Below are 22,454 nucleotides of genomic sequence, written 5' to 3' on the forward strand. Positions count from 1 at the left end.
ATTCTCTTTTTTATGTAGCAAGAGAACTCATCACAAATAGAGAGAAGTGAGGAGGGGATATTACATAAAAATTGTACAATGTAAGAAAGCGAATACATGGAGGGAAATGCGGTAGTAATAGATACAGGTGCGCGAGGTGTTAGTCTATTCGTTAAATGTTTTTATAAAGATAATAGGATTTTTCATTAAACGAATATATAGGATGGTTTGTCTAAAAAAAGGACAGGGGACACAGATTATGTCAAAGAAGAAAAAGAGTAGGGTATTAGTAGCAGGTATATGTATATCTACATTATTATCACCAGTAGCTTTCGAAGCATCAAAAGGATATGCGGCGCCTTTGGAAGAGAATAAGGGCGGGCAGTTGGAAGAGAGTAAAGAGAATCGTTTGGAGCAGAGAACGTTTCATTTGCCTGGGAAAGGTAGCGTAGAAGAAAATAGGGACCGTTTAAAGATGCAATTTGCCTTTTCACCAAATGAACCAACTGGAATTTATGCAAAACCAGATGAAGAAATTAAAGTTGAAATAAAAGGAAATCAATCTATTAAAGCGTTTATAGGAACGCGAGCTTATGACAAGGAAAAGCCAAAAGAGTTCGATTTAAATCCTGGTAAAAATATTATTTCTTCGCCTAATGGAGGGATTTTATATTTTTATAATATGAATAATACCGGGGAAGTTACAGCGACTGTTATAAGTGGAGGTACTCATTTTCCTTTATTTATACTAGGGAAACATACGAAAAAAGATTGGGATGAAATGTTAGAAAAATATAAAAACCCTTACGCGATAGAATTAAAGGGTGATAGAAGTTTAATAACTACAAGTTATGAAAAAGTAGAAAAAAACATGCAAAAGACTGACCCGACAGATTTAATGAAGAAGCATGATGAAGCAATTCGGATTGAAAATGCATTATCTGGATTATCGGAAGATGGCATTGGAGTTGCGAATCCAGGGAAACATTATATTCAATTTATTGAAGCGAGATACCCAACTAGCCCATATATGTATGCAAATAATTATCTGACAGGGTATGCAAAAGAATCGATAGAGTATGTATTAGATATCGAGAAGTTTACAACTGATGGTTGGGGACCATGGCATGAAGTGGGACACCTACACCAACAGATTCCTTGGTTGTCAGAAGGCATGGGTGAGACAACAGTTAACATTTATAGCCTAGCTGTTCAGCTAGCATTTGGAAATAAATCGCGAATGGAAGTAGATGGTCGTTATGAAGATGCATTTGCATATTTGAAACAACCAGATGATCAAAAGAATTTTGATAAAGCAGATCCAATTATTATGTTCTGGCAGTTGCATTTAATTTATGGAGATCAATTCTATCCGAAGTTACATCAAATGTATCGAGTGTTATCTGATACAGAATATTCTATGTTAGATACTAATGAGGTTATTTCGAGTAGAGAGAAAAAGCAAATGTTTATCTATATGGCTTCAAAAGCATCGGGACAAAATTTAATTTCTTACTTTGCGAAATGGGGATTACATGCAGAGGCGGATACGATAGAAAAAGTAAATAAACTACAATTACCTGAACCGAAAAATGAAATATGGTTATCGAGAGATAGTAATCCGATTCGTGAAAAACAAGTAGAAGCATACAAAGTTCCTTATGGTGAAGCAGTTAATACAGTACCAGATATTTTAATAGGTACAGAATTTGATGAGAAAAAGGCAAGTGAACTTGTAAAAAATCTAGGACAAAATGTAAAAGCGACAGGGAAAATAGCATGGCCTAAACAAGAAAATGGAAAACAAACAGTGAATGTAGAAATTGTAGATGCACAAGGAAATGTAAATGCAATTCCTGTACCAGTTAACGTTGTGTATGGAGATAGTATGGCATTTAAATCATATTGGAATACAAATTCTGTGTTAACTTTAAATCATAACGATAAGAAATTTAATACGACATTAGTAAGAAACATATTGGATCATAGTTATCGAAATCAAAAATATGTAGGTGTTACGATCTATGATGCAAATGGGAATGAAAAGAAGAATGTTTCCGCGGAAGGTCATGAAGGATTAAAGAATTTCGTGAAAGAGTTAGATGGAATGTCATTTGAGTATGGAGACATCATTAAGGTATACCATATACAGCCAGAGTATTTAGAATGGTATGATGACAATAAACGTGTAGACAAAGGGCAAGCTAAAAATAAAAAGGAAAAATTATTTAAAATTACCCCGCAAGGATATGAATTAATCCATGGTTTACAAGAAGTCACAGCAGTACCACAAAAAGTAGTAATCGGAACAGATGCCGGAAAATTAGAAGCGAAAAACTTTGTTCAAGTGAAAGATGGAGAAGTAGTTGGATTTGTAGAAAAGCCAAATACAACGAAAATTGGTGAACAAAAAGTAAAAGTAGAAACGAAAGATCGCTTTGGTAATAAAAAAGTAACAGAAGTACCGCTAGAAATAATATACGGAGATAGCATTATGTTCTTTGGTACATGGCATAGCGGAACCAATATTAAATCGATTGTTACATTAAATCATGAAGAAAAGAAATTTAGCACAACAGATTCAGAAGGTGCAATGCATACTTCATTTGCAGATGAGAAGTATATGGGAATGACTGTATATGATAAAGATGGAAAAGAGAAGAAAGCTTTATCAGTAAAAGCATCTGAAAATACAAAAGGATTTGCGGAACAATTTAATGGAATGGTCTTTGAATACGGCGATATAGTAAAGGTTTATCAGAGAGAATTCGATCGTTTTAAAGTATATAAAAAGAATGAGTTTATAGATACAAAGTATGGTGTAAATGAAGTATTCTTTAAAATTACAGAGCAAGGTTTCGAGAGAATCGAAGCTCAGCAACAAGTAACGGCAGTGCCACAAAAAGTAGTAATTGGAACAGACGCTGAAAAATTAGAAGCAAAAAACTTTGTTCAAGTGAAAGACGGAGAAGTAGTAGGTTTTGTAGAAAAGCCAAATACAACAAAAATTGGTGAACAAACAGTAAAAGTAGAAACGAAGGATCGTTTAGGTAATAAAAAAGTGACAGAAGTTCCTGTAGAAGTAATTTACGGTGATAGTATTATGTTCTTTGGTACATGGCACGGCGGAACGAATATTAAATCGATTGTTACATTAAATCATGAAGAAAAGAAATTCAGTACAACAGATTCAGAAGGTCCAATGCATACTTCGTTTGCGGATGAGAAATATATGGCGATGACTGTATATGATAAAGGTGGAAAAGAGAAGAAAGCTTTATCGGTAAAAGCATCTGAAAATACAAAAGGATTTGCGGAACAATTTAATGGAATGGCTTTTGAATACGGGGATATAGTAAAGGTTTATCAGAGAGAATTCGATCGTTTTAAAGTATATAAAAAGAATGAGTTCGTAGATACAAAGTATGGTGTAAATGAAGTATTCTTTAAAATTACAGAGCAAGGCTTTGAGAGAGTGGAAGCTCAACAAGAAGTAACAGCAATGCCACGAAAAGTAGTAATCGGAACAGATGTTGAAAAATTAGAAGCGAAAGATTTTGTTCAAGTGAAAGATGGAGAAGTAGTAGGTTTTGTAGAAAAGCCAAATACAACAAAAATTGGTGAACAAAAAGTAAAAGTAGAAACGAAAGATCGCTTTGGGAATAAGAAAGTGACAGAAGTACGAGTAGAAGTAACATATGGAGATAGCATTGTATATCAAGGGCTTAGTAATGTTGTTTGTTCTATTGTAACGTTAAATCATGATGATAAGAAACTACATGTAACGTCTACAAATGAACAAATTCATAGTTACTTTAATAATGAATTATATATGGGAATTACGTTATATGATCAAAACGGAACTGAGAAAAAGCATGTAACAGCAGAAGGGCAAGAGACTTCAAAGAATTTTGCAGAACAAGTAAATGGTATGATGTTCGAGTATGGTGATGTAGTAAAAGTGTATCATGCTGAATCAGATCGTTTAAGCTGGTACAAAAATAGTGAGTTCGTTGGAAAAGGAGATAAGAAAAAGTTTAAAGAAATTTCCTTTAAGATTACTCCAAATGGTTTAGAACAAGTGTAACAATAAAAAAAGCTCGTAAAACATTATGTTTTACGAGCTTTTTTTATTATTCAGCTTCAGAAACTACTGTGAAGCGTTCGTTTACATGTTTTGGATTTTCGATTTCATCAAGTGCTGCAACTGCGAAGTCTTCATAACTTACGTAGCTATCACCTTTTGTGTTCACAAGCAGGTTGTCTTTACCAGCTTTATAAGAACCAGTGCGTTTTCCTAATGCGAATAGTGCAGAAGGGCTGATGAATGTCCAAGTGATATCATTTGTTTGTTGTAAGATTTCTAAGTTTTTACCTTGGTTTTGAGCTGTTGCAAGGTATTCTTCCGGGAAACCTGGTGTCTCAAATACACGTGTTGTTTTCTCTTCGTCTACAAATAAGCTTCCAGCGCCACCAACTACAAGTAATTTTATGTTAGGTGCACCTTTCATCGCTTCAATTAGTACGTTTCCTGCATCTACGTGAAGGTGTTCTTGTCCTGCTGGAGCACCGAATGCATTTACAACTACATCGAATGCTTGCAAGTCGTTAGATGTAAGAGAAAATACGTCTTTTTCTAAAACTTTTACGTTTTCTTCTGTAATTTTTGCAGCGTTTCTTACGATTGCAGTTACTTCATGTCCGCGATCCAATGCTTCTTTTAAAATACGACTTCCTGCTTTACCAGTTGCTCCGATAATTCCGATTTTCATAATAAATCCCTCCAAAGTGTTTTGTTAAAGTGTATATCTGAAAGTAAATGAATTTGTTGTAATTAGGTTTGTTACAACCAGTTGTAATCATTATAGTTACAGATTGGTATTTTTGTCAATAGTGTTGTTTGTGAATTTATTTTTTGTTTTAGTATGCACAGTTAGAGGGAGGGTAGTCAGTCATAAAGACATTGTTACTGTGAACCTGGCTAATATTTGGAAATTGCAAATTGTCGAAAAATGTTGATTTTTGAATGTTTTTTAAATATAATTCGTTTTATGGAGAAAAGGAGGGGTTAATTGTATGAATATTTTAGAGCAATTTATTTCATCAACAAATACAATTCTTTGGTCATATATTCTTATTGCGATGTTAATTGGTTTAGGTCTTTATTTTTCTATTAAATTGAAATTCGTACAAATTACTCATTTAGGGGAAATGGTTCGACTAATGAGTGATGGATTAACTGGAAAGACGCGTAAAAAAGGTAGTGTATCTTCTTTCCAAGCGTTTTGTATGAGTTCAGCAGCTCGTATTGGTATCGGTAACTTAGCTGGTGTAGCATTAGCTATATCTATGGGAGGACCTGGAGCTGTATTTTGGATGTGGGTTATTGCGATTATCGGGGCTTCTTCAAGTTTCGTAGAAAGTACGCTTGCCCAAATTTATAAAGTAAAAGATGGCAGTGGCTTCCGTGGTGGTCCTGCTTATTATATGGAAAAAGGTTTAAATAAACGTTGGATGGGAATTTGGTTTTCTATCCTTATTACAGTTAGTTATGGTTTAATTTTTAACTCAGTACAAGCGAATACAGTAACATTAGCGTTTGAAAATGCATTTGGTTTAGAGCGTTATATTGTTGGTATTGTATTAGCTGCATTAGTTGCGGTTATTATTTTTGGTGGTGTAAAAAGTATTGCACGTATGTCGGAAATGATTGTTCCGCCAATGGCGCTTGTTTATATTGCGGTAGCTATTTTTGTTGTCATTAAAAACTTCTATTTAATACCAGATGTGTTTACGGAAATCTTTAAAGGTGCATTCGGTTTAGATTCAGCTGTAGGTGGCGGTATCGGTGCTGCGATGAAATATGGTATTCAGCGCGGATTATTTGCGAACGAAGCAGGTATGGGTAGTGCGCCGAACGCGGCAGCAACAGCTGATGTAACGCATCCAGCAAAACAAGGTTTTATTCAAACGATCGGCGTTTTAGTAGATACATTCTTAGTATGTACATCAACAGCATTTATCGTACTATGTTCTGGTGCATATAAAGCAACGAATTTAGAAGGTATTGAATTAACGCAAAATGCATTAAGCTCACAAATCGGCCCATGGGCAAGTAGCTTCTTAGCGATTATTATTTTCTTATTTGCATTTAGTTCTCTTTTAGGAAACTACTATTATGGTGAAACAAATATTGAATTTATTAAGCAAAGCAAAACGTGGTTAACAATTTACCGTATTGCGGTAGTTGGAATGGTATTATTCGGTTCTGTTGCGACGCTTCAAGTTGTATGGAATATGGCAGACTTATTTATGGGTCTAATGGTAATCACGAACTTAATTGCGATTACACTTCTTGGCCGATTTGCGTACGCGGCATTAACAGACTATGTAAGACAAAAGAAACAAGGGAAAGATCCAGTCTTCAGTGCAGATTCTATTCCTGGTTTAACGAATACAGAGTGCTGGGATAAGCCAGTGGTAACAGATAAAGAAAAAGCAGTGTAATTGAAAAGGCGAGCATCGAGGTAAATTCGATGCTCGCCTTTTTTGTTGTAGTAAATGATGAAAAGGGTGAGAGGTAATTATTAATATAACTTTTTTGTTTGTTTCTCTCTCTCGTTATTTGTGGGGAACGTACTGTTTTAAAAGTATGGCTGGTCGAATAGGATAAGTTATTAAGTATTGGATAAATGCATGTAATGGCTATATTTTCATGTGAAAAAACACGTATGTTAAAATAATTAACGTACTCATGTTATAAAACCTAACATAAAGTTCTTGATTACTAAAAGTTTTTAGAATATAATTTTCTTATTGTTAGGAAGAGGGGGCAATGCAATTATGGATTTTTTAGCTAAGGTAATTGGGGATATAAATAATATCCTTTGGTCATATATCATTATTGCGATGTTAATTGGGTTAGGACTCTATTTTTCATTTCGTGTGAAATTTGTCCAAGTTCGTTACTTCGGTGAAATGATTCGTTTGCTTGGGGACGGGGCAAGCTCGAAAACGAGGAAAGCGCAAAAAGAGAAGAGCGGCGTATCATCATTCCAAGCGTTTTGTATGAGTACAGCTTCTCGTGTAGGTACTGGTAACTTAGCTGGTGTAGCTATTGCGATCTCAGCAGGTGGTCCAGGAGCAGTATTTTGGATGTGGTTAATCGCGGTAATTGGGGGTGCTTCTGCATTTGTAGAGAGCACATTAGCGCAAATTTATAAAGTAAAAGATGGGAATGCATTCCGTGGGGGCCCAGCGTATTATATGGAAAAGGGTTTAAAGAAACGCTGGTTAGGTGTTGTGTTCTCTGTTCTAATAACAGTAAGTTTCGGATTGATTTTTAACGCTGTACAGTCTAATACTGTAGCGGCTGCCTTTGATGGGGCGTTCAAAACAGATAGTAGATTAGTAGGTCTTGTTATGGCTGGTTTACTTGCAGTTATTATTTTCGGCGGAGTAAAACGAATTGCTCGCGCGGTTGAAATGATTGTTCCAGTAATGGCAATTATTTATGTAGCAGTGGCATTATTCGTTGTTGTAACAAACATTACGGCAATTCCATATGTATTTAAAGAAATTTTCTTACATGCTTTCGGAATTAAAGAAGTAGTAGGCGGAGGATTAGGAGCTGCGATTTTATTAGGGGTAAAACGTGGGTTATTCTCAAATGAAGCAGGTATGGGTAGTGCGCCGAACGCAGCAGCGACTGCAAACGTAACGCACCCAGTTAAACAAGGTTTCATTCAAACTTTAGGGGTATTTACTGATACATTATTAATTTGTAGTTGTACAGCATTTATTATTCTTTTATCAGATGTGCATAATGCAGCTGATTTAAATGGAATTCAATTAACGCAGCAGGCGTTAAGTCAACATATCGGTCCATGGGCTTCTATATTTGTAGCAGTGGCAATCTTCTTGTTTGCGTTCAGTTCATTAGTAGGTAACTACTACTATGGTGAAACAAATATTGAATTCTTAAATGGAAGTAAAGTGCTATTAAATGCATACCGCATTGCTGTACTTGGTATGGTTATGCTAGGATCTGTAGCGACAATTCAAATCGTTTGGGATTTAGCAGATTTATTTATGGGAATTATGGCTGTTATTAACTTAGTAGCAATTGTATTCCTTTCTAAGTATGCTTTCGCAGCGTTATCAGATTATATTAAGCAAAAGAAACAAGGGAAAGATCCAGTCTTTTATGCGGAGTCTATTCCAGGTTTGAACAATACAGAGTGTTGGGGTGAGTCAGCGGTAGCTGATAAAGAAAAAGCGGTATAATGAAAAGGGCATCAAGTGAAACTTGATGCTCTTTTTTTGTTTTATTCAACTATTTGCAGATAGTAAAAGACGAACATTCATAGACGTTTTATAATAAAATGTAATTTTTTAAAGAAAAGTGCGGATATGATTTGTGATTTGTGTTAGAATGGAAAATGCCTTTGAAATAAGAGGTTTTATGATCTTTCCTATCCGATTGAAGATTTTGGAGGAGAAATGGAAAGTTCGGATTATTTCTTGTTTTGAATGGTCAGACGTTCAACGTTAATGAAGAGTTAAATGGAGGATTTTATTAATGAAGTTTGTTATGTTCCTTGTAGGATTACTCGTTGTATTTGTACTCGGTTTTCTTATAAGTGCCGATCGAAAGAAGATTAAGTATAAACCAATCGCAATTATGCTTATTATTCAGCTAGCATTATCTTATTTCTTATTAAATACGCAAGTTGGTTATATTTTAGTAAAAGGAATTTCAGATGGATTTGGCGCACTTCTTGGATATGCGGAAGCTGGAATCGTTTTCGTATTTGGTGGTCTTGTTAATAAAGGAGAGGTTTCATTCTTCTTAACAGCGTTATTACCAATCGTATTCTTTGCGGTTTTAATCGGAATTCTGCAACACTTTAAAATTTTACCGATATTTATTCGTGCTATTGGTACGTTGTTAAGTAAAGTAAATGGTCTAGGAAAACTAGAATCATATAACGCAGTAGCAGCTGCCATTGTTGGACAAGCAGAAGTATTTATTACAGTAAAAGATCAATTAAGTAAAATCCCAAAACATCGTTTATATACATTATGTGCATCTTCTATGTCGACAGTGTCGATGTCAATCGTTGGTTCTTATATGAAAATGATCGAACCGAAATATGTAGTAACAGCACTTGTATTAAATTTATTTAGTGGTTTCATTATCATTCATATTATTAACCCGTACGATATTACAGAAGAAGAAGATACACTGAAATTAGAAAATAAGAAAAAACAATCATTCTTTGAAATGCTAAGCGAGTACATTATGCTTGGTTTCACAATCGCGATAACAGTAGCAGCGATGTTACTTGGTTTCGTAGCATTAATTACAGCAATTAATAGCTTGTTTGATACAATGTTCGGTATTACATTCCAAGCTATTTTAGGATATATTTTCTCACCATTAGCATTCGTAATGGGTATCCCGCAAGCAGAAATGGTAACAGCGGGACAAATTATGGCAACAAAATTAGTATCAAACGAGTTTGTTGCGATGCTTGATCTTGGAAAAGTAGCTGGTGATTTATCGGCTCGTACAGTTGGTATTCTTTCTGTATTCCTTGTATCATTTGCGAACTTCTCATCTATCGGAATTATTGCAGGTGCAACGAAAGGTATCGATGAAAATCAATCAAATGTTGTATCATCATTCGGTCTACGCCTTGTGTACGGTGCGACATTAGTAAGTATTCTATCAGCGATTATCGTTGGTGTTATGTTATAAAAAAAGGATGGCTCTAGCTCATAGCTAGGGCTATTTTTTTATGGTAAATTTACATGAAAAAACCAATTAATTAGGAATATATTAACATATAAAAATCTTTTAAAATTTATATTGCATTTCGTCTAGATAACGCTTACAATTTGATTTGTAGGTGGTATCAATTTCAGACTTTCAAGTATGGTAGGAGAGAAGAAGCTACCTTTTATAAATTGCAATTTATGTAAACGCTTACTGATTTTAGATGACAGTTGAATAGTTTTAGGGGTTTTAAATTTTTTTAACAACAATGGTCAGACGTCATTCGTTATACGTTATACGACCAATAACTTGTGGGAGAAGTGGAGGATTCACATATGAAGTTCGTAATGTTTCTAGTCGGTTTACTTGTAGTGTTTGTACTAGGTTTCCTTATTAGTTCAGATCGTAAGAAAATTAAATATAAACCAATTGCACTTATGCTTGTCATTCAATTGGTACTTGCGTATTTCTTACTAAATACAAAGGTCGGATTTGTATTAGTAAAAGGGATCGCAGATGGATTTGGCGCTATTTTAAAATTTGCGGAAGCTGGGGTTAATTTCGTATTTGGTGGTCTAGCAAACGATGGACAAGCACCATTCTTCTTAACAGTATTATTACCGATTATTTTCTTAGCAGTATTAATCGGGATCCTGCAACATATTAAAGTTTTACCGATTATCATTCGTGCAGTCGGTTTCCTATTAAGTAAAGTTAACGGTTTAGGAAAACTAGAATCATATAATGCGGTAGCAGCTGCAATCGTTGGTCAAGGGGAAGTATTCATTACAGTAAAAGATCAACTAAGCAAATTACCGAAAAATCGTTTATACACACTTTGTGCATCTTCAATGTCTACAGTATCGATGTCAATTGTCGGTTCTTATATGAAAATGATTGATCCAAAATATGTAGTAACAGCACTTGTATTAAACTTATTCAGTGGATTCATTATCGTTCATATCATTAATCCATATGAAGTAAAAGAAGAAGACGATATTTTAGAATTACAAGAAGACAAGAAACAAACATTCTTTGAAATGTTAGGCGAATATATTATGCTTGGTTTCTCAATCGCTGTAACAGTAGCGGCGATGTTAATCGGTTTCGTGGCATTAATTACAGCAATTAATGGTGTATTCGATTCAATTTTCGGAATCACATTCCAAAGCATTTTAGGATATATCTTCTCACCATTAGCATTCGTAATGGGTATTCCAACATCAGAGATGTTACAAGCAGGACAAATTATGGCAACAAAATTAGTAACGAACGAATTCGTTGCAATGCTTGACCTTGGTAAAGTAGCTGGCGATTTATCAGCTCGTACAGTAGGTATTTTATCTATCTTCCTTGTATCATTTGCGAACTTCTCATCTATCGGAATTATCGCAGGGGCAACGAAGAGTATCGATGGCAAACAAGCAAACGTTGTATCATCATTCGGTTTAAAACTTGTATACGGTGCAACATTAGTAAGTATATTATCAGCGATTATCGTTGGGGTTATGCTTTAATAAATTAAGAAAAGCAATGAGCGTAGGCTCATTGCTTTTTTTGTTTAACTTGCTTTATCCAAGTTTCTTTTAAAACGTGGTTTCTCTAAATAAGTTCCCAGTCTCCACACATATTCCACTGGCCCCATTCGGTATTTCTGGAGCCAATAGGTGCTAACGAATAATTGAATTGTATAAATTCCGATGGTTAAAAGAATACCGAAGAAATAGCCGATTTTCCCGTATAAGCCAAATCCATATGCGTAAAAAATGGTTGTTGCGATAATAGATTGCGCTAAGTAATTACTAACGGACATTTTCCCCATGTTCGCCATGTATGTTAGTAGACGGGTTGCTTTTTTGTAATGGAATAATAAAATGATTGTGCTTCCGTAAAAGAAGGTCATAGTTACTGGTGTAAGGCCATCTTGTAACATAATTAAAACCGGGTGTTTTATGAACATAGCTAAGATTTTAATTGTAAAAGAGAAGAGACCGGTGGCAAACCATATTTTTTTGACAGCAGGTATATGTTTACTGACCTCAAATAGCCAGCCTTTTTTCCCTACATACATTCCGAGTAGGAACAGTGGAGACATAAAAATTATTGCGAAAACTGATATGAAAAATAATCCGAATGCACCGTCAATTCCCATGTAATCAAAAGGATTTTCAGTCAATCTAAAGTTGACGTGATCCATATAGCTTCCAGTTTGATGGAATTTATGTTCTTTTTCAGTATAAGGTGCGAAATCATTTATATTTGTAGATGGATCAGTTTGATAAGACATAAGTGTAATAAGTGCGAGTAGAATAATCGCCCAAATAAGCAAAGTTTTCGGTTTTCGATTGATGAATATCATTAAAAAAATCCCGATTATTCCGTATGCAAATAAAATATCTCCCTCCCAAACAAAAGTGCCGTGAATGTAGCCGAGTAGTAAAAGAATGATAATACGTCTTATGTATGTGGGGAAGAATTTTTTTCCTTTTGTGATAATACTTTTTTGTAACAAAATAATGCTAAGCCCAAATAGAAAAGAAAATAGGGATATAAAGTTATGTGTGCCGAAAAATTGAATAAACCAATTAGCACCTTTATCAAGATCGCCAAATAGATAAGTTGGTTTTTCACTGGTGAAGAACCCAAATTGAATTAATGTCATATTGACTAGTAAAATGCCAAACAAAGCAAAACCACGAATTGCATCAACAGCTTCTACACGTTGATTCATTTTTCCTCTCCTCGTATATTCGTTTTTATATTGAAAATAATACCATTTTATATCTGGCACTATGTCAAATATGAGGAAATTTAAGGTGATTTTAAGATAGAGAGCAAACAAAAAAATCACCTTAATACATGTATTAAGGTGATTGAAATATTACTCAGCTGGAGGCGTAAATGTACGTTTCTCTAATTCAGCATCTAGCATAAACAGTGCGTTTGAATCGCTTGTAATACGTTTTAATTTTTGAATGATGCTATCGAATGAAGCTTCTTCTTCAACTTGTTCGTCAACGAACCATTTTAAGAATGTAATTGTTGCATGTTCACGCTCGTCCCAAGCGATATCAGATAAGTTGTAAATACGTTTCGTTACTTCACGCTCGTGCTCAAGTGCGACTTCAAAAGCGTTTAATACAGATTCGTATTCGTTATTCGGATTATCAAATCCAGTAATAATAGCGCGCTCTCCGCGGTCATTAATATAGTTGTAAAGCTTCATTGCGTGGAAACGTTCTTCTTCAGCTTGTACAAGGAAAAAGTTAGCGAATCCATCATAGCTCTCAGCTGTACAGTAAGCAGCCATTGCCATATAAGCATGGGCAGAGTAAAATTCAAAGTTCATTTGTTCATTTAATGCGTCGTGCAATTTTTTTGATAACATAAAATCCCCCTTAGTATTGTGACAAGAATATTATACCATAATTGATAATATTCTCATTTAGATACTTCGAACCTTTTTGAAAGCTTTGCGACGTGTGCGTCCATAATGTCTTGTAAGTCTAAATCATATTTTTGCGAAAGAATAATAAGGTTAGATAGTACATCGCCAAGTTCTTCTTTTAGTTCTTGTTTTAGCTCTTCTTCTGTTTTCGCATCTTCATCAGGGCGATCGCGGCCAATTTCAATAGCACGAACGACTCGTGAAACTTCCCCAACTTCCTCGGTTAAGAAATTTAAGCGAATAAAGGCATTATACTGTGACCAGCTTCGTTTTTCGTAAAATTCCTCAACCCATCTTTGAAATGCAACGATATCCATTTCTTCCTCATCTCCTCAATATGTTGTACAATGTCAATTGTATCATAACAATATATAGTTTCGGGGTGTAGGAATGAGAAAGATTTGTGTGTTTGCAGGTTCTAATTTAGGGGAGAGACCAGAATTCAAAGAGCAGGCAATTCAGTTAGGTAAAATGTTTGTTGAGAACGAGTATGAGCTTGTATACGGTGGTTCATGCGTTGGATTAATGGGAGAAGTAGCAAACGAAGTTCTTCGTTTAGGTGGACGTGTAACAGGTGTTATGCCGCGCGGTCTATTTCGAGGAGAAATTGTGCATACAGGATTAACAGAATTAATTGAAGTAGAGACGATGCATGAACGTAAAGCGAAAATGGCAGAGCTTGCGGATGCTTTTATCGCGCTTCCAGGCGGATACGGAACGTTTGAAGAACTATTTGAAGTTGTATGTTGGTCACAAATTGGTATACATAATAAGCCGGTTGGTTTATTAAACATAAAAGGTTTTTACGGACCAATTTTGCAAATGGTTGAACGTGCAGCAGAAGAAGGATTTATGAATTCATCAAATAAAGAATTGATCGTTTCAGCTGAGACAGCAGATAAACTAATTCATGCAATCCAAAATTATGAGCGTCCTGTTTTGGGAACGAAGTGGAAGCAACTATCATAGCAAATACGGAAACACATGTCGTTTTAATTTAAGATGGCATGTGTTTTTAATTTGGTTAAATATGTTAATGTTTAGATGTAATGTTTTGGGGAAAGGAGAGATAGATGGAGGAGTTCGTATATTTACGTCCGGTTTTTAAAAGTATTTTAGCAGCGTCTATTCTTGTTATGCTAATTGTTTTGAGACAGAAGAAGGAGTTGATTAATGAATTTTCGCTTTGGTTTATCTCGGTATTGTGTATCGGTGTTTCAGCGATAACGTTGTTTATGTCCGGATTTATCGTTGATGAGTATAATCTAGGTGGAGATCCACAATCGTTTTGTATGTTTATTGCGATTGGTTGTATTAGTGGTCTGAATTTCATTATTTATTACAGAAGGCAATAAAAGAGGCATTCCATATTACTTTGGAATGCCTTTATCATTTTGATTGCTTTGTTTTTTATACAGGTACCAGCCACCCCAGCCGCCACCAATTGCTACGACAACGAGGAAAGCATAGTCCTTAACCTCGACACGTATATTGAAAATATTAGCTATAAGTAAGAGAATCCCAACTGTTATTAACGCAAAAAATGCTCTAATTAAGTAGTCTTTCAACTGAACCACTCCCGTCATTTAAGTAGTAAATGATGAATTTGGAAAAGCTAAAGGGTGTTTCCTATATTTTAACATAGATGAGATTGTAATATATTGATAAAAGTAGGGGAGAGGGGCGCTGATATTGTCGTGATTTGTCGGCAAATTGATATCCTTTGTCAAATCGTTGATATATTGCGGGTAATGATCGATATAATGAAAAAATCGTTGATATATTGCGAGTTATGATCGATATATTTGAAAAATCGTTGATATAATTTCGTATACCGTTAAGTGCGACCATTACATAAAAAAGCGACTCTAAACGAGCCGCTTCCGCTTTAAATGATATCCAGCTCCAGCGGCTAGAACAGTCGGTTGTTTCACTCCTTCATTCGAGGCAAAAAGCGCCTCGTAATCAGGAGTTCCAACACCCTCCTGTTCTGAGCGAGCCGCTTCCGCTTTTAATTATTATTGATTCAAGAACGCACGTAGCATCCAAGCGTGTTTTTCTAGTTCTGTGTAGATGCCTAGTAGTAGGTCAGATGTCATTTCATCGTCAGAGTCTTGAGCGATTTCCATGCCTTTTTTCAGTTCGACTAGCATCATTTCGTAGTCTTTCATGATTGCTTCGACCATCCCTTCTGCAGTTTCTCCGTATGCTGCTTCTTGAATAGAAGATAGTTCTAAGTATTCTTTCATTGTTGCTACTGGTTTGCCACCAATTGCTAAAATACGTTCTGCAATTTCATCGATGTGAGTAGCTGATTCTGTGTAAAGTTCTTCGAATTTCTCGTGTAATGTGAAGAATTGAGGTCCTTTTACGTACCAATGGAAGTTGTGAAGTTTTGTGAATAAAACGCTCCAGTCTGCTACTTGTTTGTTTAATACTTCGATTACTTGTTTGTTCATTATGATCAATCTCCTTTTGAGTTGTTATGTGATATCAATTACTAATTTATAATCATTATAATCTAGTAATCTCTATAAATCAACCCTTTTGCTGGAATTAATTTGAACAAATTATGAACTGTTGTAAATAAAAGGCCCTATTACGGTGAAGTAATAGGGCCTTTGTTTGAGATATGGCTCTTGTTCTAAACGAGCCGCTTGTGCTTTTAGTGATATCCAGCTCCGGTGACTAGACCAGTCGGTCATTTCGCTCTCTCGCTCGAAGCAAAAAGCGCTTCAAGGTCGAGAGCTTGAAGTGTCCTGCGGTTCTGAATGAGCCGCTTCCGCTTTAAATGATATCCAGCTCCAGCGGCTAGAACAGTCGGTTGTTTCACTCCTTCATTCGAGGCAAAAAGCGCCTCGTAATCAGGAGTTCCAACACCCTCCTGTTCTGAATGAGCCGCTTCCGCTTTAAATGATATCCAGCTCCAGCGGCTAGAACAGTCGGTTGTTTCACTCCTTCATTCGAGGCAAAAAGCGCCTCGTAATCAGGAGTTCCAACACCCTCCTGTTCTGAACGAGCCGCTTTCGCTTTAAATGATATCCAGCTCCAGCGGCTAGAACAGTCGGTTGTTTCACTCCTTCATTCGAGGCAAAAAGCGCCTCGTAATCAGGAGTTCCAACACCCTCCTGTTCTGAACGAGCCACTTCGCTTTTATTTGTTAAACGGCCTTTTGTTTTTCTTCTACATCCTGCCCATCCCAGCACTCTGTATTTTTTAAGCCAGGGATAGAGTTTGCAACGAAGACAGGATCTTTTCCTTGTTTCTTTTGCTTTAAATAGTCTACTAATGCAGCGTAAGCAAATTTGCTAAGGAATGAGATGGCAATTAAGTTTGTGAATACCATTAGTCCCATGAATAAATCAGCTAAACTCCAAACTGTTTTAAGAGCAGCGATTGATCCGAAGAATACCATTCCGACAACTGCAACACGATAAATCATTAACCATGTTTTACTTTCTTTAATGAATGCGATATTTGTTTCACCATAATAGTAGTTTCCTAGAAGTGAACTGAAAGCGAATAGGAAAATAATAATCGCTAAGAAAGTGCTTGCCCACGGTCCAATTTGTGAACTTAATGCGTTTTGTGTTAATTCGATACCTTCTAAATTTGATCCTTTGTAAAGTCCAGAACATAATACGATAAATGCTGTTGATGTACATACTAAGAATGTATCTACGAAAACGCCTAACGCTTGAACAAGCCCTTGTTTTACAGGGTGAGATACATCAGATGTTGCTGCTGCATTAGGAGAGCTACCCATTCCCGCTTCTGTAGCGAATAAACCGCGCTGAATTCCGAACTTGATTGCTGCTCCAATACCACCAGCGATGGCTTGGTCTAAACCGAATGCACCGTTAAAGATTTCCATGAAAATGCTTGGTAACATACTGAAGTTGTTAATAACGACAAAAATAGCCACGCCGATATAAACGATTGCCATTGGCGGAACAATCATTTCTGTAATACGTGAAATGCTCTTAATACCACCAAAAATAATAACTGCAACTAATAAGGCTAATAGAGCTCCTACGATTGTTCGCTCTAGTCCAAAAGCATTTTCAAACGCTATTGTTACTGTATTTGCTTGCACTGAATTGAAAATTAATCCGTACGCAACTGTAATAAGAAGTGAAAACCAGACGCCCATCCAGCGTTTGTTTAACCCTTTTTCCATGTAATATGCTGGTCCACCACGGAACCTACTTCCATCTTTTACTTTATAAATTTGCGCAAGTGTACATTCTACAAAACTAGTAGCTGCTCCGATAATTGCGATAAACCACATCCAAAATATTGCGCCAGGTCCACCCATTGAAATTGCTAATGCTACACCAGCTAAGTTTCCGATACCGATACGTGCTGCTGCACTTAAGCAAAATGCTTGGAATGGTGAGATGCTATCTTTCTTTTTTTCTTTTCGATTAAACCCTTTACTAATTAAGCTGACCATCTCACTGAAATGAGTAATTTGGACAAATTTTAATTTAAAAGAGAAGTAAAGACCGAAGCCGATTAGCATTGCAATAAGAATATATGACCATAAAATATTATTCGTTACCTCAAGGAATCTGCTAAAGATATCAACCATATAATACACTTCCTTTTTTCGTAATAAGAAAATTATATGCAAAAATATACGAGAATCAATTTTTCTAAAAATTATGTTACTTAAATCATTTTGTGTTATGATTATGTTACATCGTAATATTTTTAGAATTATTTACATTTTAAAAACTAAATTTAAAGCGAGAAGGTGGGGATAATTTGAAAGAAAATTCTTTATGGAAAGTAAGCCTTGAGAGTTTGAAAATGAGAAGTAATATATTTTTATCATTACATCTTTAAGTATCTTTTAGGGTCCACTTATTATTACAATAAAAGATTTCCAAATCACAAATATCCTGAGTGGTTAGAATTTCTAAAGTTGATTGGATGAATAAAAGACAGAAAAACAGAAAATTAAAATAAATAAGTTATGGAGGAGCTAAAAATGAATATTAGAGAAAGTGAACTTCCAGGTATTGGTTATAAGTTTCAAATCGTTACGAAAGGTAACGAAAAGATGGTAATTGTCATTCATGATGATGGTCGTAGAGAAATGTATCATTTTGATTCAGATCATGAAGAAAGCATCTCAAGTATTTCGCTACGTGACTCAGAGGCGAGACAAATCGCTGCAATATTAGGTGGAATGGTATATAAGCCTAGGGCGTTAGAAAATGTTGAGATGGTTTTTGAAGGTTTAGCGATTGAGTGGTTCAAAGTGGAGAATACAGCTCCAGCAATCGGAAAAACAATTGGCGATCTTGAAATAAGAAAAACATATAGCGTAACAATAATCGCGGTTATGAAGAAGAACATGAAGAAGTTATTTAATCCAGGACCAGAAACAGTAATTGAAGAAGGAGATATGCTTGTAGTTTCAGGTGAGAGAGAAGAAATTAAAAAAATCATTAATGAATTACTTTCAAATAGGGGGGACTGATTAGATGGATACGTTAATTTTTGAAGTTGGTACAGCTTTAGTTTTAGTGGCAATTGCAGCAGTAATTGCTGGAAAATTTAAATTCTCAGTAATTCCTTTTCTAATCGTTCTTGGAATGTTAGTAGGACCGCATGCACCGACAATAGGTGTTATCGATCTCAAATTTATTGAAAGTGCAAGTGTAATTTCCTTCCTTGGACGGATTGGGGTTCTATTCCTTCTATTCTATCTAGGATTAGAATTTTCAATGAAAAAACTAATTAAATCTGGACGCTCTATTGCGATTGGCGGAACGATTTATATTTTAATTAACTTTTCACTTGGTTTGTTATACGGATTTATAATGGGATTCCCATTACTAGAAATCTTAATTATTGCGGGTATTATTACGATTTCTTCTAGCGCTATCGTTGCTAAAGTGTTAGTGGACTTAAGAAGAACTGGTAATAATGAAACCGAATTAATTTTAGGAATTATTATGTTTGAAGATATATTCCTTGCTGTATATTTATCAGTTGTTTCTGGTTTAGTACTTGGAGATCACGCTTCCTTCTTAGGTGCCCTTACTTCAATTGGAATTGCTTTAGGATATATGCTTCTATTCTTTATAGTAGCTAGAAAGGCTACGCCGTTATTAAATAAATTGCTCAATATTAGCTCAGATGAAATCTTTATTATTGTAGTATTTGCTTCATTATTCTTCATTGCTGGTTTTTCAGAAACAATTCACGTTGCAGAAGCAATTGGAGCACTTCTTCTAGGATTAGTTTTCTCTGAGACAGAGCATAGTGACCGAATTGAACATCTTGTTGTTCCATTTAGAGACTTTTTCGGAGCTATTTTCTTCTTCAGCTTCGGGTTAAGTATTGATCCGTTCTCATTAGGCGGAGCGATATGGTTAACGTTAGGTGCTGTCCTTCTTACGATAATCGGTAACTTTGTAGCAGGAATGATTGCAGGAAGACAAGCTGGATTATCTCATAAAGCATCAACAAATATCGGATTAACAATCGTTTCAAGAGGAGAGTTCTCCATCATTATGGCTAATATCGGTATCGCCGGTGGTTTAATGTCAGTACTGAAACCATTCTCAGCACTATACGTGCTTATACTATCCATTTTAGGCCCACTTTTGACAAAAGAGTCGAGGAATGTATATAAATTCTTAAATAAAATCTTTAAGTGGGATACGAAGACTAACTAAACTAAATTTTAAAAAATAAAAGTACAAGATATTTCCTGCTTGTACTTTCATTTTTGTAATGAAAACAGTAAAGAGAGGTACATGATGTTAGGAGAGTTGATCCATTCGGTTTTAGTTTTTTTAGAAGGACTTGGTTATTGGGGAATTATGCTTGGATTAATGCTAGAGGTTATTCCAAGTGAAATCGTATTGTCTTATGCAGGTTATTTAGTATCAACAGGAAGCATTACATTTTGGGGCGCTGTCACGTTCGGTACAATTGGTGGTGTAATTGCACAACTATTCATTTATTGGATTGGTCGATATGGAGGAAGACCTGTTCTTGAGCGATATGGAAAATATATTTTAATTCAGAAGAAACATATTGATTATGCTGAAGATTGGTTTAATCGTTATGGAACTGGCGTTATCTTTACCGCACGTTTTATTCCGGTTGTGCGTCATGCTATTTCGATACCAGCGGGTATTGCGAAAATGTCACATGCTAAGTTTATTACGCTAACTACATTAGCTGTTATTCCGTGGTCAATTGTGTTTGTATATTTAGGTTTTAAATTAGGAACAGAGTGGGAAAGTATTAATAAAGTTGCGGGGCCATATGTGAAATACTTTGCACTTGCTGCTATTGTTTGTGCAATTGGTTATTTTGTATTAAAAAAAATGATGAAAAAAAAGTGATTACAGAAAAGGAATCTATGTCGACGTAGATTCCTTTTTTATTGGCATTTTTTCAAGGATGAAAGAATACGTTTAATATTTACCATATTGTGGCATACATATAGAAAAAGGGTGCTTGGAAAGGGGAATAAAGAGAAATGGAACTCCAGTTTCAAAATGTATATCAACAGGTAGAGAATTGGTATGTGTTGGATTCGGAGCTTCCTTGGGATGTCAAAAAGTTGAGAGAGGATTTGTTTTCTCTTATTGAAGTATGTAAAACGCCCGTTATTTTTTGTGATACGTGTGATGCAAACGATGTGCTTCTATCATTAGGAGAAGAGGAAGAAGAGTTCCTATTCCCAGTAGGTGGTTTTTATCATAAAGAAAAGCAATTAATTTTCGTTTGTATATGGGAAGAGTATGAGCAAGTTCTCAAAACGCTACTGCATGAATTCCGCCATGCGATGCAGCATAAGAGAGATATATTGTATGTGGGAAGTGAACGGTACGAAGAGCGGTGGATTGAAAAAGATGCGAGGAAGTTCGCGGAGAGGAAATTGGATGAATATAAGAGTAGAAAGTTAATGTAAAGCATAGTGGAGAAATAGCGCTGTGCTTTTTGTACTTATTAAAAATAAGTATTTGACTTTTATTAAGTTTAGTTCTAAACTAATGATATGAAACGAGAGAGGTGATGAAATGAAAACAGAAGATAGACTAGGGCTACTATTATGGTTTCGTTTGTCACGCTTTTATAATAAGAGTATTCGTGAGACGAATCAGCATTTGAAAAAATGGAATATATCTGCCGCCCAGTTTGATGTGTTAGCTCAAGTTGGAGGACATAATCGTTTAACGCAGCAAGAACTTGGAAATAAGCTATTTGTTACGAAAGGAAATGTAACGCAGCTTTTAAATAAAATGGAGCAGCTTGAGTGGATTTTGCGTGAACAAGAGGGTACTACGAAATATATTTCTTTAACAGAAAAGGGAAGAGCTTTATATGAGGAAATCATCCCACCTCAAGAAACGTTCCAAGCAGAGAAGTTTCATAATTTAAATATAGAGGAACAAAAGCAATTATTAACACTACTAAAAAAGTTACAGTAAGAAAAAATTTTAAAATAAATCTCGAATTCGAGATAGTATGAGGTGAAGGATATGTTTAGAAAAGTTGATCATAAAAATATGGGCAGAGCAAATCATGGTTGGTTAAATACACATTTTCATTTTTCTTTTGCCAATTACTATAATCCAAATAACATGAACTTCGGAGCGTTACGTGTTATTAATGATGATCTAGTAGCGGCGCAAACTGGTTTTGATATGCATCCGCACCGTGATATGGAGATTATTTCTTACGTTGTAGATGGTGCTTTAACACATGAAGACAGCATGGGAAATCGCGGAACAATTGAGCGTGGACATGTTCAATATATGAGTGCTGGCACGGGTGTATTTCATAGCGAGCATAATTTAGGCGATGAAACGCTGCGTTTATTACAAATTTGGATTTTACCAGACCGCGCAGATCATAAACCAAACTATGGTGAGTTTAAATTTGATTGGAGCAAGCGTGAAGATGAATGGTTCCATATGGTATCTTCAGTAGAAGGAAATGCACCAATTCAAATTCACCAAGATGCGAATTTATATTCTTTATCATTAGAGGCTGGAAAAGAAATTCATTTTCCAGTGAAAGAAGGCCGTCAATTGTACCTTGTACAAATTGAAGGAAGCAGTGTAATAAATGGTGAAACGTTTGTTATGCGGGATGCAGCAGAATCTGTAGAAGAAGATATTCACATTCAAGCGAAAGAGCAATCACACTATTTAGCAATTGAATTGAAAAAACAATAAAAGGTTTATAGAAAAGAGGACATCCGATAGA

The 22,454-nt window shown here is 35.5% G+C and carries 20 protein-coding genes; 13 read left to right on the forward strand and 7 right to left on the reverse strand.

Annotated features, from left to right (window positions below; genetic code table 11):
* Window positions 1-238 precede the first annotated feature (238 nt).
* Complete coding sequence (locus IQ781_RS17640) at window positions 239-4,066, forward strand: putative mucin/carbohydrate-binding domain-containing protein (RefSeq protein WP_065381881.1); 3,828 nt, start codon at window positions 239-241, stop codon at window positions 4,064-4,066.
* Between the two features lie 46 nt (window positions 4,067-4,112).
* On the opposite strand, the gene IQ781_RS17645 is transcribed toward IQ781_RS17640, so the two are convergent.
* Window positions 4,113-4,751, reverse strand: coding sequence for an NAD(P)-dependent oxidoreductase (locus IQ781_RS17645; protein WP_139847048.1), 639 nt, complete (start codon window positions 4,749-4,751; stop codon window positions 4,113-4,115).
* 304 nt (window positions 4,752-5,055) lie between these two features.
* Between IQ781_RS17645 and IQ781_RS17650 the strand changes: the two genes are divergently transcribed.
* From IQ781_RS17650 to IQ781_RS17665, 4 genes are all read left to right on the forward strand, one after another.
* Window positions 5,056-6,486 (forward strand): alanine/glycine:cation symporter family protein, encoded by a 1,431-nt coding sequence (locus IQ781_RS17650; protein ID WP_001022930.1) that lies wholly within the window; start codon window positions 5,056-5,058, stop codon window positions 6,484-6,486.
* Window positions 6,487-6,822: 336 nt separating this feature from the next.
* A complete protein-coding gene (locus IQ781_RS17655) occupies window positions 6,823-8,265 on the forward strand; it encodes an alanine/glycine:cation symporter family protein (RefSeq protein ID WP_000346373.1) in 1,443 nt (480 codons plus the stop codon).
* A 295-nt stretch (window positions 8,266-8,560) separates the two neighbouring features.
* Window positions 8,561-9,742, forward strand: a complete 1,182-nt coding sequence (locus IQ781_RS17660; RefSeq protein ID WP_000673841.1) for a NupC/NupG family nucleoside CNT transporter — start codon at window positions 8,561-8,563, stop codon at window positions 9,740-9,742.
* Between the two features lie 353 nt (window positions 9,743-10,095).
* Window positions 10,096-11,277, forward strand: coding sequence for a NupC/NupG family nucleoside CNT transporter (locus IQ781_RS17665; RefSeq protein WP_000673874.1), 1,182 nt, complete (start codon window positions 10,096-10,098; stop codon window positions 11,275-11,277).
* Between the two features lie 44 nt (window positions 11,278-11,321).
* Here the strand turns inward: IQ781_RS17665 and IQ781_RS17670 are convergent, their stop codons facing one another.
* The 3 genes from IQ781_RS17670 to IQ781_RS17680 form a co-directional block, all read right to left on the reverse strand.
* Entirely contained in the window at window positions 11,322-12,491 is a 1,170-nt protein-coding gene (locus IQ781_RS17670) for a DUF418 domain-containing protein (RefSeq protein ID WP_139847047.1), read from the reverse strand.
* A gap of 150 nt (window positions 12,492-12,641) precedes the next feature.
* Window positions 12,642-13,148, reverse strand: a complete 507-nt coding sequence (locus IQ781_RS17675; protein ID WP_000949403.1) for a ferritin — start codon at window positions 13,146-13,148, stop codon at window positions 12,642-12,644.
* 53 nt (window positions 13,149-13,201) lie between these two features.
* On the reverse strand, window positions 13,202-13,525 hold the full coding sequence (locus IQ781_RS17680) for a MazG nucleotide pyrophosphohydrolase domain-containing protein (protein ID WP_000355744.1): 324 nt from the start codon (window positions 13,523-13,525) through the stop codon (window positions 13,202-13,204).
* 73 nt (window positions 13,526-13,598) lie between these two features.
* Here IQ781_RS17680 and IQ781_RS17685 point away from each other — a divergent pair, with 73 nt between their 5' ends.
* Window positions 13,599-14,177: an LOG family protein gene (locus IQ781_RS17685; RefSeq protein WP_001225758.1), complete on the forward strand. Its 579-nt coding sequence runs from the start codon at window positions 13,599-13,601 to the stop codon at window positions 14,175-14,177.
* A gap of 104 nt (window positions 14,178-14,281) precedes the next feature.
* On the forward strand, window positions 14,282-14,563 hold the full coding sequence (locus tag IQ781_RS17690) for a hypothetical protein (RefSeq protein ID WP_000390910.1): 282 nt from the start codon (window positions 14,282-14,284) through the stop codon (window positions 14,561-14,563).
* A gap of 15 nt (window positions 14,564-14,578) precedes the next feature.
* Here the strand turns inward: IQ781_RS17690 and IQ781_RS17695 are convergent, their stop codons facing one another.
* From IQ781_RS17695 to IQ781_RS17705, 3 genes are all read right to left on the reverse strand, one after another.
* Complete coding sequence (locus IQ781_RS17695) at window positions 14,579-14,776, reverse strand: hypothetical protein (protein WP_000656312.1); 198 nt, start codon at window positions 14,774-14,776, stop codon at window positions 14,579-14,581.
* A gap of 450 nt (window positions 14,777-15,226) precedes the next feature.
* The gene (locus tag IQ781_RS17700) at window positions 15,227-15,667 is read right to left on the reverse strand and encodes a Dps family protein (protein WP_001041895.1); all 441 of its coding nucleotides are present in this window, start codon (window positions 15,665-15,667) and stop codon (window positions 15,227-15,229) included.
* A gap of 701 nt (window positions 15,668-16,368) precedes the next feature.
* Entirely contained in the window at window positions 16,369-17,802 is a 1,434-nt protein-coding gene (locus IQ781_RS17705; protein WP_000227591.1) for an alanine/glycine:cation symporter family protein, read from the reverse strand.
* 402 nt (window positions 17,803-18,204) lie between these two features.
* On the opposite strand from IQ781_RS17705, the gene IQ781_RS17710 reads away from it, so the two are divergent.
* The 6 genes from IQ781_RS17710 (at window position 18,205) to IQ781_RS17735 (ending at window position 22,423) form a co-directional block, all read left to right on the forward strand.
* A complete protein-coding gene (locus tag IQ781_RS17710; protein WP_001026075.1) occupies window positions 18,205-18,699 on the forward strand; it encodes a cation:proton antiporter regulatory subunit in 495 nt (164 codons plus the stop codon).
* 4 nt (window positions 18,700-18,703) lie between these two features.
* Window positions 18,704-19,903 (forward strand): cation:proton antiporter, encoded by a 1,200-nt coding sequence (locus tag IQ781_RS17715; RefSeq protein WP_000380225.1) that lies wholly within the window; start codon window positions 18,704-18,706, stop codon window positions 19,901-19,903.
* 84 nt (window positions 19,904-19,987) lie between these two features.
* Entirely contained in the window at window positions 19,988-20,581 is a 594-nt protein-coding gene (uptA, locus tag IQ781_RS17720; RefSeq protein WP_139847206.1) for an undecaprenyl phosphate transporter UptA, read from the forward strand.
* A 137-nt stretch (window positions 20,582-20,718) separates the two neighbouring features.
* Complete coding sequence (locus IQ781_RS17725; RefSeq protein WP_000422799.1) at window positions 20,719-21,153, forward strand: DUF3920 family protein; 435 nt, start codon at window positions 20,719-20,721, stop codon at window positions 21,151-21,153.
* Window positions 21,154-21,262: 109 nt separating this feature from the next.
* Window positions 21,263-21,673 (forward strand): MarR family winged helix-turn-helix transcriptional regulator, encoded by a 411-nt coding sequence (locus tag IQ781_RS17730; protein ID WP_063220571.1) that lies wholly within the window; start codon window positions 21,263-21,265, stop codon window positions 21,671-21,673.
* A 51-nt stretch (window positions 21,674-21,724) separates the two neighbouring features.
* Window positions 21,725-22,423, forward strand: a complete 699-nt coding sequence (locus IQ781_RS17735) for a pirin family protein (RefSeq protein ID WP_000488927.1) — start codon at window positions 21,725-21,727, stop codon at window positions 22,421-22,423.
* Window positions 22,424-22,454 lie beyond the last annotated feature (31 nt).

It is taken from the genome of Bacillus sp. N447-1 (assembly GCF_022701035.1).
GTDB classification, from domain to species: domain Bacteria; phylum Bacillota; class Bacilli; order Bacillales; family Bacillaceae_G; genus Bacillus_A; species Bacillus_A cereus.

What these genes read in the sequence shown, in the direction of transcription:
- IQ781_RS17640 (WP_065381881.1), top strand. Translation starts at nt 239, where the DNA reads ATGTCAAAGAAGAAAAAGAGTAGGGTATTAGTAGCAGGTATATGTATA.
- IQ781_RS17700 (WP_001041895.1), bottom strand. Translation starts at nt 15,667, where the DNA reads ATGAACAAACAAGTAATCGAAGTATTAAACAAACAAGTAGCAGACTGG.
- IQ781_RS17650 (WP_001022930.1), top strand. Translation starts at nt 5,056, where the DNA reads ATGAATATTTTAGAGCAATTTATTTCATCAACAAATACAATTCTTTGG.
- IQ781_RS17660 (WP_000673841.1), top strand. Translation starts at nt 8,561, where the DNA reads ATGAAGTTTGTTATGTTCCTTGTAGGATTACTCGTTGTATTTGTACTC.
- IQ781_RS17710 (WP_001026075.1), top strand. Translation starts at nt 18,205, where the DNA reads ATGAATATTAGAGAAAGTGAACTTCCAGGTATTGGTTATAAGTTTCAA.
- IQ781_RS17655 (WP_000346373.1), top strand. Translation starts at nt 6,823, where the DNA reads ATGGATTTTTTAGCTAAGGTAATTGGGGATATAAATAATATCCTTTGG.
- IQ781_RS17680 (WP_000355744.1), bottom strand. Translation starts at nt 13,525, where the DNA reads ATGGATATCGTTGCATTTCAAAGATGGGTTGAGGAATTTTACGAAAAA.
- IQ781_RS17675 (WP_000949403.1), bottom strand. Translation starts at nt 13,148, where the DNA reads ATGTTATCAAAAAAATTGCACGACGCATTAAATGAACAAATGAACTTT.
- IQ781_RS17685 (WP_001225758.1), top strand. Translation starts at nt 13,599, where the DNA reads ATGAGAAAGATTTGTGTGTTTGCAGGTTCTAATTTAGGGGAGAGACCA.
- IQ781_RS17705 (WP_000227591.1), bottom strand. Translation starts at nt 17,802, where the DNA reads ATGGTTGATATCTTTAGCAGATTCCTTGAGGTAACGAATAATATTTTA.
- IQ781_RS17730 (WP_063220571.1), top strand. Translation starts at nt 21,263, where the DNA reads ATGAAAACAGAAGATAGACTAGGGCTACTATTATGGTTTCGTTTGTCA.
- IQ781_RS17645 (WP_139847048.1), bottom strand. Translation starts at nt 4,751, where the DNA reads ATGAAAATCGGAATTATCGGAGCAACTGGTAAAGCAGGAAGTCGTATT.
- IQ781_RS17665 (WP_000673874.1), top strand. Translation starts at nt 10,096, where the DNA reads ATGAAGTTCGTAATGTTTCTAGTCGGTTTACTTGTAGTGTTTGTACTA.
- IQ781_RS17715 (WP_000380225.1), top strand. Translation starts at nt 18,704, where the DNA reads ATGGATACGTTAATTTTTGAAGTTGGTACAGCTTTAGTTTTAGTGGCA.
- IQ781_RS17670 (WP_139847047.1), bottom strand. Translation starts at nt 12,491, where the DNA reads ATGAATCAACGTGTAGAAGCTGTTGATGCAATTCGTGGTTTTGCTTTG.
- IQ781_RS17725 (WP_000422799.1), top strand. Translation starts at nt 20,719, where the DNA reads ATGGAACTCCAGTTTCAAAATGTATATCAACAGGTAGAGAATTGGTAT.
- IQ781_RS17735 (WP_000488927.1), top strand. Translation starts at nt 21,725, where the DNA reads ATGTTTAGAAAAGTTGATCATAAAAATATGGGCAGAGCAAATCATGGT.
- IQ781_RS17690 (WP_000390910.1), top strand. Translation starts at nt 14,282, where the DNA reads ATGGAGGAGTTCGTATATTTACGTCCGGTTTTTAAAAGTATTTTAGCA.
- uptA (WP_139847206.1), top strand. Translation starts at nt 19,988, where the DNA reads ATGTTAGGAGAGTTGATCCATTCGGTTTTAGTTTTTTTAGAAGGACTT.